General features: G+C 61.0%; 14 protein-coding genes. 8 read left to right on the forward strand and 6 right to left on the reverse strand.

Going from position 1 to position 16,379, the window contains the following annotated elements; genetic code table 11:
- Nucleotides 1–153 precede the first annotated feature (153 nt).
- The 4 genes from glgP to P9M14_10235 are packed head-to-tail and all read left to right on the forward strand — an operon-like array spanning nucleotide 154 to nucleotide 4,926.
- Nucleotides 154–2,709: an alpha-glucan family phosphorylase gene (gene glgP, locus P9M14_10220; GenBank protein ID MDP8256116.1), complete on the forward strand. Its 2,556-nt coding sequence runs from the start codon at nucleotides 154–156 to the stop codon at nucleotides 2,707–2,709.
- The gene (locus tag P9M14_10225; protein ID MDP8256117.1) at nucleotides 2,709–3,302 is read left to right on the forward strand and encodes a nitroreductase family protein; all 594 of its coding nucleotides are present in this window, start codon (nucleotides 2,709–2,711) and stop codon (nucleotides 3,300–3,302) included. The genes glgP and P9M14_10225 overlap by 1 nt, the downstream gene beginning before the upstream one ends.
- Nucleotides 3,303–3,304: 2 nt before the next feature.
- The gene (locus tag P9M14_10230; GenBank protein MDP8256118.1) at nucleotides 3,305–3,814 is read left to right on the forward strand and encodes a nitroreductase family protein; all 510 of its coding nucleotides are present in this window, start codon (nucleotides 3,305–3,307) and stop codon (nucleotides 3,812–3,814) included.
- 2 nt (nucleotides 3,815–3,816) lie between these two features.
- On the forward strand, nucleotides 3,817–4,926 hold the full coding sequence (locus P9M14_10235; protein MDP8256119.1) for a mannosyltransferase family protein: 1,110 nt from the start codon (nucleotides 3,817–3,819) through the stop codon (nucleotides 4,924–4,926).
- Nucleotides 4,927–5,150: 224 nt separating this feature from the next.
- On the opposite strand, the gene P9M14_10240 is transcribed toward P9M14_10235, so the two are convergent.
- On the reverse strand, nucleotides 5,151–5,801 hold the full coding sequence (locus P9M14_10240; protein MDP8256120.1) for a hypothetical protein: 651 nt from the start codon (nucleotides 5,799–5,801) through the stop codon (nucleotides 5,151–5,153).
- Nucleotides 5,802–6,145: 344 nt separating this feature from the next.
- On the opposite strand from P9M14_10240, the gene P9M14_10245 reads away from it, so the two are divergent.
- Nucleotides 6,146–7,021 (forward strand): hypothetical protein, encoded by an 876-nt coding sequence (locus tag P9M14_10245; GenBank protein MDP8256121.1) that lies wholly within the window; start codon nucleotides 6,146–6,148, stop codon nucleotides 7,019–7,021.
- 112 nt (nucleotides 7,022–7,133) lie between these two features.
- On the opposite strand, the gene P9M14_10250 is transcribed toward P9M14_10245, so the two are convergent.
- From P9M14_10250 to P9M14_10260, 3 genes are all read right to left on the reverse strand, one after another.
- On the reverse strand, nucleotides 7,134–9,047 hold the full coding sequence (locus P9M14_10250) for a pyruvate carboxylase subunit B (protein MDP8256122.1): 1,914 nt from the start codon (nucleotides 9,045–9,047) through the stop codon (nucleotides 7,134–7,136).
- A gap of 13 nt (nucleotides 9,048–9,060) precedes the next feature.
- Nucleotides 9,061–10,614 carry an acyl-CoA carboxylase subunit beta gene (locus P9M14_10255; protein ID MDP8256123.1) on the reverse strand — a complete coding sequence of 518 codons (1,554 nt, stop codon included), beginning with the start codon at nucleotides 10,612–10,614 and terminating at the stop codon, nucleotides 9,061–9,063.
- Between the two features lie 63 nt (nucleotides 10,615–10,677).
- Nucleotides 10,678–12,948 carry an NADP-dependent malic enzyme gene (locus P9M14_10260; protein ID MDP8256124.1) on the reverse strand — a complete coding sequence of 757 codons (2,271 nt, stop codon included), beginning with the start codon at nucleotides 12,946–12,948 and terminating at the stop codon, nucleotides 10,678–10,680.
- 107 nt (nucleotides 12,949–13,055) lie between these two features.
- Between P9M14_10260 and P9M14_10265 the strand changes: the two genes are divergently transcribed.
- Both P9M14_10265 and P9M14_10270 read left to right on the forward strand, forming a co-directional pair.
- The gene (locus P9M14_10265) at nucleotides 13,056–13,292 is read left to right on the forward strand and encodes a hypothetical protein (GenBank protein MDP8256125.1); all 237 of its coding nucleotides are present in this window, start codon (nucleotides 13,056–13,058) and stop codon (nucleotides 13,290–13,292) included.
- 71 nt (nucleotides 13,293–13,363) lie between these two features.
- Nucleotides 13,364–13,903: a hypothetical protein gene (locus tag P9M14_10270; GenBank protein MDP8256126.1), complete on the forward strand. Its 540-nt coding sequence runs from the start codon at nucleotides 13,364–13,366 to the stop codon at nucleotides 13,901–13,903.
- 10 nt (nucleotides 13,904–13,913) lie between these two features.
- Here P9M14_10270 and P9M14_10275 read toward each other — a convergent pair whose 3' ends face one another.
- On the reverse strand, nucleotides 13,914–14,600 hold the full coding sequence (locus P9M14_10275; protein ID MDP8256127.1) for a PilZ domain-containing protein: 687 nt from the start codon (nucleotides 14,598–14,600) through the stop codon (nucleotides 13,914–13,916).
- A gap of 143 nt (nucleotides 14,601–14,743) precedes the next feature.
- Here P9M14_10275 and P9M14_10280 point away from each other — a divergent pair, with 143 nt between their 5' ends.
- Complete coding sequence (locus tag P9M14_10280) at nucleotides 14,744–15,172, forward strand: peptidylprolyl isomerase (protein MDP8256128.1); 429 nt, start codon at nucleotides 14,744–14,746, stop codon at nucleotides 15,170–15,172.
- A gap of 393 nt (nucleotides 15,173–15,565) precedes the next feature.
- On the opposite strand, the gene P9M14_10285 is transcribed toward P9M14_10280, so the two are convergent.
- Nucleotides 15,566–16,147, reverse strand: a complete 582-nt coding sequence (locus tag P9M14_10285; GenBank protein MDP8256129.1) for a prepilin-type N-terminal cleavage/methylation domain-containing protein — start codon at nucleotides 16,145–16,147, stop codon at nucleotides 15,566–15,568.
- Nucleotides 16,148–16,379 lie beyond the last annotated feature (232 nt).

Below are 16,379 nucleotides of genomic sequence, written 5' to 3' on the forward strand. Positions count from 1 at the left end.
ATTGCGTCATAATACTTGCCTGAGGTTATCCGAGGGCATCGGCACTGTCCAGCGGCCGCCCTTGACGTCTGGGACACAATCGGCTTCTTAATGTATGGTTGATAATCTTCGTAATTGGGTACGCGAATCGTCGTTTGAACCAGGGGACTAACCATGCGCGTGATTTACGACTTTCGCGTTGAACCGGCTCTGCCCGAGAGGCTCGAGCCGCTCAAGCGGCTGGCATACAACCTCTACTGGAGCTGGCACGCGGACGTGGTTGACCTGTTCCGCCGGATCGACGGCGATCTGTGGGAGAGCACCGGCCACAACCCGGTGCTGCTGCTGGGCAGCGTTGATCAGCGGCGGCTCGAGGAGTTGTCCACAGACGCGGCGTTTGTCGAGTCGATGGACGAGGTGCTCAGCGACTTCGATAAGTACATGCAGGAGCAGACCTGGTTCCAGCGCGACGTCGAGCTCACGAGCAGCCCGGTGATCGCCTACTTCTCGATGGAGTACGGCATTACCGAGTGCCTGCCGATGTACGGCGGCGGCCTGGGCGTACTGGCCGGCGACCACCTCAAATCCTCGTCCGATCTGGGCCTGCCGCTGGTGGGCATCGGCCTGCTCTACCAGCAGGGCTACTTCATGCAGTACCTCAACGCCGATGGCTGGCAGCAGGAAAGCTACCCGGTGATGGACCCGTTCAACCTGCCGATCATGCCCGCCGAGGATCAGGACGGCAAGCAGCTGACCATCGAGCTGTCCCTGCCCGGCCGACCGCTGAAAGTCCGCATCTGGAAAGTCCTGGTCGGCAGGATCGACCTCTATCTGCTGGATTCCAACGTCGAAGAAAACCTGCCGGCCGACCGCGCGATCACAGCCAAGCTCTACGGCGGCGACCAGGAGCTGCGCATCCAGCAGGAGATCGTGCTGGGCATCGGCGGGCTGCGCGCGCTGCACGAGATGGGGATCATGCCCGCGGTCTGTCACATGAACGAGGGACACGCGGCGTTCATGGCGCTGGAGCGCATCCGACTGCTGATGCGCGACACCGGCCTGAGCTTCGAGGTCGCCCAGGTGGCGGTCGAGGGCGGCAACGTCTTCACCTCGCACACGCCGGTGCCCGCGGGCTTCGACGTGTTCCCCGAGGGGCTGCTGCACAAGTACTTCGGCGACTACGTACGCGACGTGGGAATGAGCCTGGACGAGCTGCTGGCGCTGGGCAAGGACGTGGACGAGCGCGGCGCGGCGCGCTTCAACATGGCGGTGATGGCCGCCAACAACGCGGCCTACCTCAACGGCGTGAGCAAACTGCACGCCAAGGTCACGCGCGAGATGGCAAAGCCGCTGTACCCCCACGTGCCCATCGAAGAGATCCCGGTGATAGCGATTACCAACGGCGTACACGTCCCCTCCTGGATCTCCAAGGACATGGCGCGGCTGTTCGACCAGTATCTGAGCTCGGGCTGGCACCGCGACACGGCCAACCCCAAGATCTGGGAGTCGATCGACAAGATCCCCGACGCCGAGCTGTGGCGGGTCCACGAGCTGCGGCGCGAACGGTTGATCGAATTCGTACGGCGCAGCGCACGCGAGCAGCTCGAACGCCAGGGGGCCAGCGAAGAAGATCTGGCTCAGGTCGAAACCCTGCTCGATCCCGGCGTGCTGACCATCGGCTTTGCCAGGCGCTTCGCCACCTACAAGCGCGCCGACCTGTTCCTGGCCGACCAGGCGCGAATGCGCGCGATCCTCAGCAACACGGATATGCCGGTGCAGTTCCTGATCGCGGGCAAGGCTCACCCGCGCGACGAGGCGGGCAAGCAGCTGATCAAGAACATCGTGCACTACGCGCGCGAGGAGGGGCTGCACGATCGGATCGTGTTCATCGAGAACTACAACATCGCCGTGGCGCGCTACATGGTCCAGGGCGTGGACGTCTGGCTGAACACACCGCGGCGGCCGATGGAGGCCAGCGGCACCAGCGGGATGAAGGTGCTGCCCAACGGCGGGCTCAACCTCTCGGTGCTCGACGGCTGGTGGGACGAGGCCTACGACAGCAACGTGGGCTGGGCCATCGGCTCGGGCGAGGTCTACGAGGACCCGGCCTACCAGGACCGCGTGGAATCGAACACGCTCTACGACATCCTCGAAAAGAAGGTCGTACCGCTGTTCTACGAGCGCGGCCGCGACGGCTTGCCCAAGCTGTGGATCAAGCGGATGAAGCAGTCGATGCGCCAGCTGATCCCGTTTTTCAACACCTACCGGATGGTGATGGAGTACGCCGAGAACTGCTACCTGCTCGCCGAGACCCACCGCCGCCGGCTGGCCGAGAACGACTTTCTCGCCGCGCGCGAGCTGGCGCAGTGGAAACGCTTTGTGCGCGAGCAGTGGGGCACGGTTAAAATCGAGCAAGTGGAGTTCGACCCTAATGCCGTGCATCAGATCGGCGAGTACATCCCGGTGAAGGCGCGGGTCCGGCTCGGCGCGATCAAACCCGACAACGTGCGGGTCGAGATGTACGTCGGTCCGATGGACCACCAGGGCCGGATCTTCAATGGCCAGGCCGTACGGCTCAAACAGCACGAGGATCTGGGCGAGGGCCTGCACCTGTTCCGCGATCAGTACCGTTGCGCAGCCAGCGGCAGACACGGGCTGGGCGTGCGCGTGGTTCCGTTCCACGAGAACCTTGCACATCGCTACGCCATGGCGCTGATCGAGTGGGCCTAATGAGCGACAAGCAGACAACCCCGGCTTTCGAGCACATTGTTGAAGTCCGGCGCAGTTTCCGTAAGTACTCCAAACAGCCGATCGATCCGCAGCACTGGGAGCTGCTCGAACAGGTCGTCTGCCAAGCTTGCCGCTCGCTGCATCTGAACTCGGTGAGCTTCGTGTTCGCACGCGACCCGCAGAAACTGGGGAGCTTTCGGCGCGCGGCCTTCTCCGGGCTGATGGGCAAGGTCAATCCTTGGCTGCTGACCTGCGCCGCGCCGGGCTACGTGGTGGTGGCCGGCGACGCGACCCACGTCGGACCGGACCCGGACAATCCGCTGTACCTGGCCCAGGCCGCCCTGGCAATGGAGGCGCTGGTGCTGCAGGCCACAGAGCTGGGTCTGGCCACCTGCTGGCTCGGCGGATTCGGCGAGCGCGGACTCTCGCGCCTGCTCGATCTGCCCGAAAGCAAACGGCTGGTGGCGGTCACCCCCATCGGCTATCCGCCGCCGCGCGGTCCCTCGCTGACCTGGGACTACTTGGCGCACAGCGTCGTTTCCAAACGTCGCCTGGCGCTGGAAAAGATCCTGCACCTGAGCGATCGGGGTTGAACATGGAAACGGTGATCCTCGACCTGCTGCGCGATTGCCGCCCGGCGAGCGAGCTGGGACGGATCGAGCTGGGCGATAGCGAACTGCGGCAGATCGTCGAGAGCGCGCGACTGGCCCCCTCGGCCAACAACGTGCAGCCCTGGCGCTTTAACGCGTTTCGCGATCCATTGCTCATCGCCGAAGCGGCGCGGGCCGTGGGCCTCGAAGGGCTGGCCGACGCCGGCGCGCTGATCGCGACACAGGCACGCGAGGGCCTGATCCGCAACCGCTGGAAGCAGCAGCCGTTCGCCATGATCGACGTACCGATCGCCTGCCTACATATTTTGCTGGCTGCGACCCAGCGCAACCTGGGCACGCGTTTGGTGTTGGATTTTGATAAGCCGCAGGTAAAAAAATTGCTGAGCCTGGATAAACAGCCGCTGCTGGCGCTGATCTTCATCGGCCGCCCCCTGGCGCTGCTCGATGAGGCGCAGGTCGATTGCGACCGCGTACTGCACGTGGAGAGCTTCTGAGCATGCGCCGGATTCTCGGTGGGTTCGCGATCACCCGGCTCTACCTGCTGCTGGTGCTGATCATCGCCGCGGCCTACGTACCGTTCCACCGCGCCAACTACGACGCCAATTTCCGCGTGCGCGCGGACTCCGCGCCGATCCTTGACTCCTGGGCGCGTTGGGACGGCCAGTGGTACCAGTACATCTCGGTCAACGGCTACGACACATCGCAGCTCGGGCCGTTTCAGCAGACGGCCACGGCCTGCTTCTTTCCGCTTTATCCGCTGCTGATGCGCGGGGTGAACCTGGTAATTTCCGAGCCGATCATCAGCGGGATGCTCGTCTCCAACCTATGCCTGCTGTTGTTCCTGATGGTGCTGATGCGCCTGGAACAGCGCACGACCGCGGAGGACCGCGAGCGCGCGGTCTGGTACTACCTGATCTTTCCCACCAGCTTTTTTCTCAGCGCGGTCTACAGCGAGTCGCTGTTTCTGCTGCTCAGCGCGGGCGCGTTTTTAGCGGCGCAACGCGGACGCTGGTGGCTCGCCTGCCTGCTGGCCGGGATATCCACGGCCTGCCGTCCGGTGGGCGTGCTGCTCGGGCCGCCGCTGCTGCTGCTCTATCTGCAACAGATCGAGTTCAGCCCGCGCCGTCTGCGGCTGGATTTGCTGGCCTTCATTTTGGTGCCGCTGGGCGTGGCGCTCTACGCCCTGCACTGCAAGCAGATGTTCGGCGACCCGCTGGCCTTTGTGCAGTGCCAGGACATCGTGCGCTATTCCGGCGGCGAACCGTGGACCGCTTTCGTGCGCTTCTTTGAGCAGGCCCCGGCCTGGCGCGGATTTCACAATGCCTGGCCCGACTTCTTTTGCGCCGTGCTGGCGCTGCTCGCCCTGCCCTTTATCTTCCTGCGCCTGGGCGCGGCCCAGGGGATCTACGCCAGCCTGCTGGTGCTGATACCGCTGTGCTCGAGCCTGATCAGCTTTCAGCGGATGATCCTGGTCAGCTTTCCGCACCTGCTGCTGCTCGGGCAACTGGGCGGCAACCGCTGGGTCGACCGCATTGCCGTGTTGCTTGGCGCGGGCATGCTGGCGTTTAACTTCGCCGCCTTCAGCCACTGGTTCTGGGTCGCCTAACCCGGATTATTCATGAGGGTTCGTCATCGAGGCACGCAAGATGCCGCAAGAACTAGAAAGCCGAGTCGATACTCCGTAGGCGTACCCGCTGTGGTACGTCGAGGACGGATCGGCGAGGATGACGAAGTTATTGCGAGCAGATTGTGCGCCGCAGTAGGAGCCTCATGAATAATCCGGGTTGATGCACCTTTGAGCCGGACGTGGCGAGATCATATTCGAGTGACTCAGGCCGGATTGTCGCCCGTGCGTCCCTCGCGTTTGTTGATCTCGCGGCGATAGGTGTCCATCATTTTAGGCAGGTCGCGTCCGGTGAGCGCGTTGAAGATCGGCGTGAGCAGCGCCTTGAACACCGCGTTGATGTCCAGCTCGACCTCGGCCAGATACTCGGCCAAATAGCAATCCTCGCCCAGCGGCTCGAGCTGCCAATAGCCGTCGATTGCAGCGATGTGCTTGTGCGGGTACTCCTTGTCCATCACGAAATCCAGGCGCATGTCGTCGGGCGTAGCGTCGTTGTAGTTGGTGTAAATCACGTTGGTGATCGGGAAGTGCATCTCGATCTCGGTCCAGAAACGCTCGTAGCCCAGCTCGCCTTTGGTCACCTCGGCGCGGATGATCGGCGGGAACAGCTCGCCGTAATGCGGGTAGTCGTAGACGATCTCCCAGAACGTCGCGAGCTTGCAGTTGAACACGCCGAAGATCACCCCCGCGCCCGAGCTGCCATCCTCGCCGATGTTCTTTTTCATGACCCACTCGCCGGCCTTAAGCTGCTCGATCTCCTCGGGCGTGAGCTTGTCGCTCACCGGCCCGGCCCATGCCGCGCTGCACAGCGCGATTAACAGCGCGAATACGATCACGCAAATTGTTCGTTGATTCATTCCGTAATGTCTCCATCAAGCGGAAGATTGGGCAATGCTCCTGTATAAACTCTGATCATGACCAAAACAAGGGGGATCAGATCTTTATGGGATAAATACCGGCCTTGACCCAACCTGCTTAGTAGTGTATGAAGCGGCAATACCTATGGGATTTAACGGCGGCGACCCTGATGAGATGAGTGATCGACGCGCTCATTATAAATGATTAAGGCAACTAGCTGTTCAATGACGAGATCGAACAGGACATTGATCGATGATGGAATCCCTGCTTTCTATATAGTTGATTCCTAGCCAGAATACTTTGCAGGTATTCCCGATTAAAACATGACAATGGAGATTTCAACATGCCGATAATAATGCAAGGTAACGTATTTGGTACCCCGAAACCATTGTCGCTATCGGCAAAAAATCGTTTTATTGCTTTCATAGACATCCTTGGTATGAAAGCTTGGGTAAATCAAGATGACCCGGTTCAGATTTGCCAACAAATCCACTACTGCTTAAGCGAAATATTAAAGCAAGCGCCAAATGGAGAAATTAATGGTGAAAAAATAGGTCCGTTATTTGGTTGGTTTCTTTTTTCGGATTGCCTTTTTCTTTACACACCCGACGGTAGCTGGGCATCGTTGCATGTATTGGTATCCACCTCGAGAATGATCGTTCAACGAGCTTTATCAATTGGCATTCCGATGCGTGGTGCAGTAGCACTCGGTAAGATGGTCGTAGATAAAAACAACTCTCTAATTGTTGGCCAACCACTTGTTGAGGCGTATGAAGCTGAGTCGCAAAAAGGATATCGAGGCATGGGAGTGCAGATAACATCCAAGACAGTTACTACTATCACTGGGATGCTTGAATCCGCTGAGGTTCCTAAGGCGTTTTCTCATGAATATACGACAGCCCTGTTCCGAGAACGGGATACGATTCTGTCACCAGATTTCATTTGGTTTGAAGATACCCTACTGATCAACCATTGGTCAGCAGAATATACTGCCGGGGTTTCATTAGAACCACACATTTCGGAACGCATCGATAAATTCACTAATGATTTTAATAAACGAGGTCTTCCGATCTCAACAAAAATTCTTGCACAATCGAGAGACCTTCTACGATTTGTGAACGAAAACTCTTCAATAGTGGTGGTGAGTTTCTCACATGAGGGCTATTTTGATTCAATGCAGAGTGAGCTGTTTCGAATAAATGAAATCGGAATCGATTAAGGATTGTTGCATAATAGTACCCTATATCGTACGCCTCTCCATCTTGCTTATTAAACCACAACCTAATCTCATCGTCTGCCGGGATAAATAACCTTCGCTTTCATTACCCCCTTCAGCCCAAGACCAGCAGCACCGCGTCTTTGCGCACCTGTTGGCCCTCGGAGCAGGCAACGCGTTTGATCGTGCCGTCGCAGGGCGCGACCAGGGCGTTCTCCATTTTCATCGCCTCGAGCACCAGCAGGGTCTGGCCGGACTTGACCTGCGCGCCGGTCTCGACCTCGATCTTGATTACCGTGCCGGGCATGGGTGCGCTTACCGCGCGCTCCCCCTCGCCCACCGAGGCCGGAGCAGCGGGCGCGGCTGACGCTGCCGGAGCAGCGGCCCGTGGCGCGGCCGAAGTCGGGATGCCGGGTGCGGGTCCGATCGCATCCTGGCCCAGCGCCTCGCCCCCGGACACTGCGACCTCGAGGTATTCGCCGTCGACCATCACGCCGAAGCGCCGAGCGTCGGGCGGCAGGTTGTCGTAGGTCGGTCTGGGCATCAGCTCGCCGTGGCGCGCCTTTTCAGCCAGCTCATCCTCGGCCTTGGCCTGCTCGATGGTCTTGCCGATCTCGCCCGGACGCTTGTTGTCCAGGCCGTACTTGTAGCGCAGGAAGATCATGCCCGTGCGCGGGTAGAGCGCGTAGGTCAGCACGTCCTCGAGCTTGTCGCTGATCTGCGCCACATCCTTGCGCGCCTGCTCGAGCTCGGGCTCGAGGATGTCGGCCGGTCGGCAGTCGATGGGCTGTTCACCGCGCTCGTACCCCTGCAAGCAGCGCGCTCGCACCTCGGGGTCCATCGCCGCCGGGGTCGCGCCGTACAGGCCGTAGCACAGGTCTTTGACCTCGGAACTGACGATCTGGTAGCGGCCGCTGAGCACGTTCATTACCGACTGCACGCCGACGATCTGGCTGGTGGGCGTGACCAACGGCGGAAAGCCCAGCTCGCGGCGCACGCGCGGCAGTTCCTCGTGCACCTCGTGCAGCCGATCCAGGGCGTCGGCGGCCTTGAGCTGGTTGATCATGTTGCTCTGCATGCCGCCGGGGATCTGGTGCAACAGCACGCCGATGTCGATCACCGCCATGCGCGAGCGGTCGATGAAGTCGCGGTACTTGGGGGCGAAGCGCTCGATCTGCTCGCCGATGCGGCCCAGCAGTTCCAGATCGAGACCCGTGTCGCGCTCGGTCCCCATGAACGTCACCACGAACGGCTCCACCGCGGGCTGGCTCGAGCGCAGTGCTAGGGGCGCCAGGGCGCAGTCGATGATGTCGGCCCCGGCCTCGCAGGCCCGCAAATAGGCCATGTCGGCCATGCCCGAGGTAAAGTGCGTGTGCATCTGGATCGGAATCGAGACTTCGCTTTTTAGCCGCGAGACCAGCTTGAACGCGTCGTCGGGGTTGAGCAGACCGGCCATGTCCTTGATGCACAGCGAGTCCGCGCCCAGCTCGGCGAACTGTCGCGCCTTGTTCACGTAGTAGTCCATGTTGAACACCGGCCCGCCGATGCGGCGCTCGGTCAGCGCGTAGGAGATCGCCGCCTGAAAATGCATCTTGTTGCGAGCGATGGCCTTGGCCGCGGTCTGCAAATTGCGCGGATCGTTCAGCGCGTCGAACACGCGGAAGATCTCGATGCCCACGTTGGCCGCGGCGTCGACAAACGCATCGACCACGTCGTCGGCGTAGTTGCGGTAGCCCACGAGGTTCTGGCCGCGCAGCAGCATCTGGAACGGCGTCTTGGGCATCAACTTCTTCAGCCGCCGCGCGCGCTCCCAGGGGTCTTCGCCCAGAAAGCGGTGCAGCACGTCGAAGGTTGCGCCGCCCCAGACCTCCACCGAGTGGAAGCCCGCCGAGTCGATCGCCTCGGCCACCATCTCGATGTCCTCCCAGCGCAGGCGTGTGGCCATGCTCGACTGGTGGCCGTCGCGCAACGTGGTATCGGTGATCTTCAGCCGATGGGATCCGACGCTTTTCTGTTCGCCGTTAGACATCTGATGCTCCAGGCTAGACTGGGATATTTCCGTGCTTTTTCGGCGGCAGCACGTCGCGCTTATCGGCCAGGGTATCGAAGGCCTCGATCAGCCGTTTGCGGCTCTCCGAAGGCTTGATCAGCTTGTCGATGTAGCCTCTCTGGGCCGCCATGTACGGCGAATAAAACAGCTCGCGGTATTCGTCGAGCTTCTCGGCCCGCACCTTTGCCGGGTCGTCGGCCGCCTTGATCTGCTTGGCGTAGAGCACGCCCACCGCGCCCTCGGCGCCCATCACCGCGATCTCGGCCGTGGGCCAGGCAAAGGCCAGGTCCGCGCCCTGGTGCTTGGAGCACATCGCCAGATACGAGCCGCCGTAATCCTTGCGCGTGACCAGCGTGACCTTGGGCACCGTGGCCTCGGAGTAGCACCACAGCAGCTTGGCCCCGTGACGGATAATCCCCATGTGCTCTTGTTCCGATCCGGGCAGATAGCCCGGCACGTCGGCCAGGGTCAGCAGCGGCACGTTGAACGCGTCGCAGAGTCGGATGAAGCGCGTGGCCTTGTCCGAGGCGTTGCAGTCCAGGCAGCCGGCGAGCACCAGCGGCTGATTGGCGATCACGCCCACCGGACGTCCGCCCAGACGGCAGAAGCCGACGATGATGTTCTGTGCGTAATGCTCGTGGACCTCGAACCATGATCCGCGATCGCAGATCTCGAGAATCACCGCGCGCATGTCGTAGCTCTCGCGCTCGTTGTCCGGCACGATCTCGTCCAACGCCGGACAGGGGCGGTCGACGCGGTCGTCGCTCTGCTCGTACGGCGGACGTTGCTGATTGTTCTGCGGCAGGTAGCTCAGCAGTCGGCGGATCGAATCGATGCACTGCGCGTCGTCCTCCGCCGCGAAGTGCGCCACGCCCGAGCGCGTGTTGTGGACCATCGCGCCGCCGAGTTCCTCAAAGCCGATCTGCTCGCCGGTCACCGACTGGATCACCTTGGGGCCGGTGATGAACATGTAGCTGGTGTTCTTAACCATCAGCACCAGGTCGGTCATCGCCGGGCTGTAGACCGCGCCGCCGGCCGTGGGTCCCATGATCGCCGAGATCTGCGGGATCACGCCCGAGGCGCGTGCGTTGCGAAAGAAAATCTCGCCGTAGCCCGACAGCGCGTCGACCCCCTCTTGGATCCGCGCACCGCCCGAGTCGTTGAGCCCGACCATCGGCGAGCCGGTCTTGAGCGCCAGGTCCATCACCTTGCAAATTTTCTTGGCGTGCATCTCGCCCAGCGATCCGCCCTGGCTGGTGAAGTCCTGGGCAAAGGCAAAGACGCGACGGCCGTTGATCAGCCCGTGGCCGGTGACCACGCCCTCGGCCGGGATCTGCTTGTCGGCCATGCCGAAGTTGGTGCAGCGATGGCTGACGAACTCGTCGAGCTCGCAGAACGTATCGGGATCGAACAGCCGATCGAGGCGCGTTCGCGCGTCGAGCTTGCCCTGGGCGCGATGCTTGGCCACGCGCTGGGCGCCGCCGAGCTCGCGCAGCTTTGCCAGGCGGCTCTCCAGGTCCGCGATCTTGTCCTTGACTGATGACATCTTCACCTCCGAAAAGGGGGCGCCGGGGCGATTGGGACTATCTATCAGACGCGCGGCCGGGCATCAAGGAGCAGCGTTGCGTGCGCCGCGTTCCTGGGCCTGAGCCACGGTGATCGCGATCACGTTGACCACGTTCTCCATGTCGGTGCCGCGCTGCACCACGTTGAACGGCCGCGAAAGCCCCATCAGCAACGGGCCGACCGTCACTGCGCCGCCGATCCGCGCCAACAGCTTGTAGGCGATGTTGCACGAGTCCAGACCCGGGAAGATCAGCACGTTGGCCGCGCCTCCCAGACGATTGAACGGGAACTCGGTCTGCAAATATTCCTCGACCACCGCGGTGTCCGCGTGCATCTCGCCGTCCGCGGGCAAATGCGGATCGCGCTCGTGCAGGATCTGCACCGCGCGCCGCACGCGCCGCGCCTCGGGGTGCGCCACGCTGCCGAAATTGGAGAACGAAAGCAGCGCCACCCGCGGCCGCAGGTCAAAGAAACGTGCGACCTCGGCGGCGAGCAGCGCGATCTCGGCCAGCTGTTCGGAATCGGGATGAATGTTGACCGTGGCGTCGGCGAGCAGCACCAGGCGTCCCTTGAAGATCGCCAGGTAGACCCCCGAGACCTTGGACGCGCCCTCGCGCCGCGGGATGACCTGCAGCACCGGCCGGATCGAATCCGGGTAGTTGCTGCTGATGCCGTGCACCTGACCCTCGACCAGCCCCTCGCGGACCATCATCGCGCCGAAGATGAACGGCGACTCGAGCTGACGCCGGGTCTCGCCCATGGTCCAGCCCTTGCGGCCGCGCGCGGCGAAAAGCTTTTCGCTGAAATCGTCGAACAGGTCGCTGGCGCAATGGTCGAGCAGCTCCAGACCGTCCAGCGGTATGTGCAGCTCCTGCGCCAGGGCCTCGATCCGCCCGGCGTTGCCCAGCAGCACCGGCTGGGCGATCCCCTCCTGCGCCGCCTGGTGCGCGGCGCGCAGCACCACCGGATGGTCGCCCTCGGGCAGTACGATCCGCCGCGGCGACTGCTGGGCTCGGACCTGGATCTTGTACATGATCTCGCGGTCCGGTCCCAGCCGCGACTCGAGCACCTGGATGTAATCCCCTTGCTGCTCGGGCTCGATCCGCGCCACGTTGCTTTGCACTGCGGCGCGCGCCACTGCCGGCGTGACCGAAAGCAGTACCCGCGAATCCAGCGGCTTGGGCAAAATGTACTCCGGTCCAAAGGCGATCGGTCGGCCGCCGTAGGCGCGAATCACCGAGTCGAGCACGTCCTCGCGCGCCAGCTCGGCCAGGGCGCGCACCGCCGCAACCTTCATCTGCATATTGATCGCCGTGGCTCGCGCGTCCAGCGCGCCGCGGAAGATGAACGGGAAGCCCAGCACGTTGTTGACCTGGTTGGGGTAATCCGAGCGTCCCGTGGCCACGATCGCGTCGGGCCGCGCACTAAGCGCCTGGTTAAAGTCGATCTCCGGATCGGGATTGGCCAGGGCGAAGACGATCGGCCGTGGAGCCATCAGCTTGAGCAGCTCGGGGCTAAACGCACCGGCCACCGAAAGCCCGACCAGCACGTCCGCGTCGCGCGCCGCGTGCTCGAGGGTCCGCAGTTTGGTGCGCACTGCGAACTGCTGCTTGTAGGGATTCATCCCCTGCTCGCGCTCGCTGTGGATCACGCCGCGACTGTCGAGCATCAGCAGGTTCTCGGCCCGCGCGCCCAGCTCGATGTACATCCGGGCGCAGGCGATGGCCGCGGCGCCCGCGCCGTTGATCACGATCCGCGCGTCCTGAATCCGGCGCTCGCTGATCTCGCAGGCGTTGAGCAGGGCCGCGCCGCTGATGATCGCCGTGCCGTGTTGATCGTCGTGAAATACCGGGATCGACATGCGCTCGATCAGCTTCTGTTCGATGTAGAAGCAGTCCGGCGCCTTGATGTCCTCGAGGTTGATTCCGCCGAAGGTCGGCTCGAGCAGCGCCACGGCGTTGATGAACTCGTCCGGATCGCTGGTTGCCAGCTCGATGTCAAAGGCGTCGATATCGGCAAAGCGCTTGAACAGTACGGACTTGCCCTCCATCACCGGCTTGGAGGCCAGCGGGCCGATGTTGCCCAGGCCGAGCACCGCCGTGCCGTTGGTGGCGATCGCCACCAGGTTGCCGCGCGCGGTGTAGTCGTAGGACAGATCCGGATCGCGCTCGATCTCCTTGCACGGCACTGCGACACCCGGCGTGTAGGCCAGGCTCAGATCGGATTGCGACAGGCAGGGCTTGGTCGGCACGACCTCGATCTTTCCCGGCCGCGGGCTGCGATGATAATTGAGTGCCTGGTCTTTCTTATTCATCTACCGGCTCCAAAAAAAACTGCGCTTGTGGATCGATTCGCCGTGCGGGGGCTTGAGCCCGCCGTTGCGACGCATTATATATAAGCATCGAAAGGATGCCACTTACAATGAATCGCCATTTCCCCGGCGCGGGTTTAAACGAGGATCAGCAGGACGGTTCAACGGGCATCGTCGCCTCGGAGCTGTACTGCCCGCGCTGCAAGGCCGCGATGCCCGTGCGCGAACGCCTGCTGCTCTACCTGCTCAACCAGGAGCTGCACGAGTACACCTGCGCGCGCTGCGGCACGAGCCTGGGCAAACGGACAATCCCCACCAAGCCGCCGCACACGCTCTATACACGCTGACGATTGACACCGCCCGCGGCCATCGATAGGATCATATTTTGAAAGAATGTTACGCTTAAAAAGGGGCGATCATGCATAGAAAGTTATTCGTTTCCGCGGCGGTTGTGTGCCTGATGCTCAGCGTCCTCGCCACGGCCGCCGACGTGCCGGCCCCGGATTTCATGGGCCTCTACACCTATGACGGCAGCCAGCTGACCAAGCTCGATCGCGCCTTTTCGACTACTGCGGATAACTCCGCGGGCAAATCCGTAGTCGGCTTCCCGGCCAACACCAACTTCCCCCTGGTGCAGCCCGACGTTGTTTTCGTGGCCTACCACGAGAAGATCGAGCTGCTCGAGGCCAACATCATCGGCCTGACGTGGGAAGGGATCAAAATGCTCGACGGCCAGGAGTTCAAAAGCGAGAACTACGAGCTGAACATGTACGTGCGCGACGGCGAGAAGATCGTGCGCTTCAACGTCGCGCCGCTGGAGGGCCAGAACTTCACCTACAAGTACGTGCCCGAAAAGCCGCTGGCGCCGGGCAAATACCTGTTCTACTTCGGCCGCAGCCTCAAAGACGCCCGCGTGGCGGATCAGGACAAGGTCTTCGTGTTCGAGATCGTGAAGTAAGCGGGAAGATCTACTGCTTGACGCCAAGCTGTTCGAGATACTGCTCGAGCAGCTTTTTTCCATCGTCGTAAAAGCGGGCGAACTCGACGCCGAAACCCGGGTCCATGCCCGACTCCGCGGCCATCAGCTCGGTGATAATGCCGATCACGCGCGCCTTGACGCGCAAAATCTGGCGCGTGTCCCACAGCAGCAGTTGCAGCTCGTGCTCGCTGCCGATGCGCGGCACGTCGCGGGTGACGATGAACATCCCGCCGCGGCTGATGTTGCGCGTATAGCCCTGGATCTTCTCCTCTGGCCGCACCAGGGTCACCTTGAGCACCTTCTCGATGCGCTCGTCACGCCGACGCTCGACGAACTCCCCGACGATCTCGTGCAACATCTCGGAGTATCCGGGCGGCGGCGTGATGAATTCCAGGCCCATCGAGTGGGTCATGCGCGCCTGCTGACGGTGCTCGTCGCCCAGGGTGGTCCAGCGCACCACCGTCTGCCCCTCGATCCTGCGTTGGCCGCCGAGCAGAATCGCCAGCTTGATCCTGGAGGTCAGCTTGTAGGCCTCCATCCCGGCGATCTCCACACCGCTGAGCGAGAGGTTGACCGTAATGCCGCGCACCAGGGCCTGCTCCACGCCGTAGAGCACGGGCAGCCGCTTGGGCAGCCGATGGTGGGAGCGTTTTTCAGACTGGATTGTACTGCTCATAACTGAAGATTATCAGCGTAGAAAAAGATGGTCAATTTTTTTCAGCAGTTAGCGAACTAAACGAATCTGACGTAATGATCATACTTTGCTTGGGAACCAATAGCTGTTATTCTGTTGTTCTCCCCCATAATCCAGGAGCAATCATGACTAAGGCCAAAGACGGCGATACCGTAAAGGTTCACTATACAGGCACATTCGACGATGGCTCGGAGTTTGATACATCCAAGGGCAGCGATCCGATGGAGTTTTGCATCGGTGCCGGCGAGATCATCGACGGGTTTGAACAAGCGTTGATCGGAATGAGCATCGGCGACAAAAAAACCGAGAATATTCCAGCTGATAACGCCTATGGCCAGCGCAAGGATGAGATGGTTTTCGTGGTCGAGAAGGAGCAGTTTCCGCCGGAGATTGCGCCGCAGGTCGGCCAGCGGCTGCAGGTGCCGATGCAAAACGGCCAGATGCTGCCCGTAACCATCACCGAAATCAGCGAGACCGAGGTCACCCTGGACGCCAACCACCCGTTGGCCGGACGCGACCTGACCTTCAAAATCGAGCTGGTGGAGATCGTCTAGGCGCTACCCCAAGACATACGAACGACCCGCATATAACTCACGCCGCCCCCTCTACTCGGGGCGGCTCGTTGATATATGACCATAGTACTATGCGAGCTTTGGGCAGTAGATTATGCCGCCGACGCGGGGCGGCCCGATGCAATACGACCATAGAAGTATGCGAGCTTTACGGGCCGTAGATTATGCCCTCTACGCGGGGCGGCTCGTTGTAATACGACCATAGTAATATGCGAGCTTTGCGGGCACTTCTAAGGTGCCTATCTCTTGCCCTTCGGAATGTTCAACAATAAAACCCTCTACGCGGGGCGGCCCGATGTAATACGACCATAGTAATATGCGAGTTTTGCGGGCACCTCTAAGGTGCCGCGAGTTTTACAGGCGGCTCTAAGCCGCCTAGCCTCTGCGTAGGTATTGGTAGCGTTCTATTGAATGCCCGCCGAACAGGTCGATCCAGGTTACGGTCACCAACACTATGCGGAAGTCCTCGCCCCTGTACTGGCTCGCGCCGCAGCCGCTGGAGCTCACCCCGCCGGTGTTGAGGGCGACCGGGCTGGGGTTCCCCTCGTTAAGGTTTCGCGCAGCGCCGTTGGTATTGTTTCCGAACAAAATCGCAGTGCCGCAATCAGCAGTAGTTCCGTTGGTATACAGGCTCGTGGTGCGCGTGAACGGCACTGGGTTGTTTGAAACGTTTACAGTTTCCGAGCCATATAGGTAGGTGTTGGCGCCGCTGTAAGCCCCACGATTGGCCGAGCTGTAGCTGTAATAGGTAGGCCACGATTTGACCACCTCGAGCTTCTGCACGGCCAATTGGTTGGCGACTCCGCGATTACGCGCCAATGTATTGGATTTGATGTTGAAAAGCAGCGCGGGAATCAAGGCCAGGATGCCGATGGTCAGAATCCCCATCGCCACCACGACCTCGATCAATGTAAAGCCCTTTGCGTCTCTTTGGGCCATGCCGATCAAACGCGTCATCTATATTACCCCTTTATCTACGGAGAATGGCATGCAATTTTGTGCACCTATGCCTATCAAGCATACTCCTTAATTCTTTATATAGATCTCTAACATATTAAAGATGGAGCTGCCTGTCAAGGACTTTTTTTATTTTCTTTGGGCTTAATTAATATATAACTGTTTTGCATGCTTTTTAACATCATGATTTGTAACAGATATTGGTGGGTTATGTGATTATGCTGATTTTAAC

Origin of the sequence: Candidatus Alcyoniella australis (genome assembly GCA_030765605.1) — a bacterium.
Lineage (GTDB): Bacteria > Lernaellota > Lernaellaia > JAVCCG01 > Alcyoniellaceae > Alcyoniella > Alcyoniella australis.

Coding starts and splice junctions, on each gene's coding strand:
- glgP (MDP8256116.1), top strand. CDS start 154: ATGCGCGTGATTTACGACTTTCGCGTTGAACCGGCTCTGCCCGAGAGG.
- P9M14_10225 (MDP8256117.1), top strand. CDS start 2,709: ATGAGCGACAAGCAGACAACCCCGGCTTTCGAGCACATTGTTGAAGTC.
- P9M14_10230 (MDP8256118.1), top strand. CDS start 3,305: ATGGAAACGGTGATCCTCGACCTGCTGCGCGATTGCCGCCCGGCGAGC.
- P9M14_10235 (MDP8256119.1), top strand. CDS start 3,817: ATGCGCCGGATTCTCGGTGGGTTCGCGATCACCCGGCTCTACCTGCTG.
- P9M14_10240 (MDP8256120.1), bottom strand. CDS start 5,801: ATGAATCAACGAACAATTTGCGTGATCGTATTCGCGCTGTTAATCGCG.
- P9M14_10245 (MDP8256121.1), top strand. CDS start 6,146: ATGCCGATAATAATGCAAGGTAACGTATTTGGTACCCCGAAACCATTG.
- P9M14_10250 (MDP8256122.1), bottom strand. CDS start 9,047: ATGTCTAACGGCGAACAGAAAAGCGTCGGATCCCATCGGCTGAAGATC.
- P9M14_10255 (MDP8256123.1), bottom strand. CDS start 10,614: ATGTCATCAGTCAAGGACAAGATCGCGGACCTGGAGAGCCGCCTGGCA.
- P9M14_10260 (MDP8256124.1), bottom strand. CDS start 12,948: ATGAATAAGAAAGACCAGGCACTCAATTATCATCGCAGCCCGCGGCCG.
- P9M14_10265 (MDP8256125.1), top strand. CDS start 13,056: ATGAATCGCCATTTCCCCGGCGCGGGTTTAAACGAGGATCAGCAGGAC.
- P9M14_10270 (MDP8256126.1), top strand. CDS start 13,364: ATGCATAGAAAGTTATTCGTTTCCGCGGCGGTTGTGTGCCTGATGCTC.
- P9M14_10275 (MDP8256127.1), bottom strand. CDS start 14,600: ATGAGCAGTACAATCCAGTCTGAAAAACGCTCCCACCATCGGCTGCCC.
- P9M14_10280 (MDP8256128.1), top strand. CDS start 14,744: ATGACTAAGGCCAAAGACGGCGATACCGTAAAGGTTCACTATACAGGC.
- P9M14_10285 (MDP8256129.1), bottom strand. CDS start 16,147: ATGACGCGTTTGATCGGCATGGCCCAAAGAGACGCAAAGGGCTTTACA.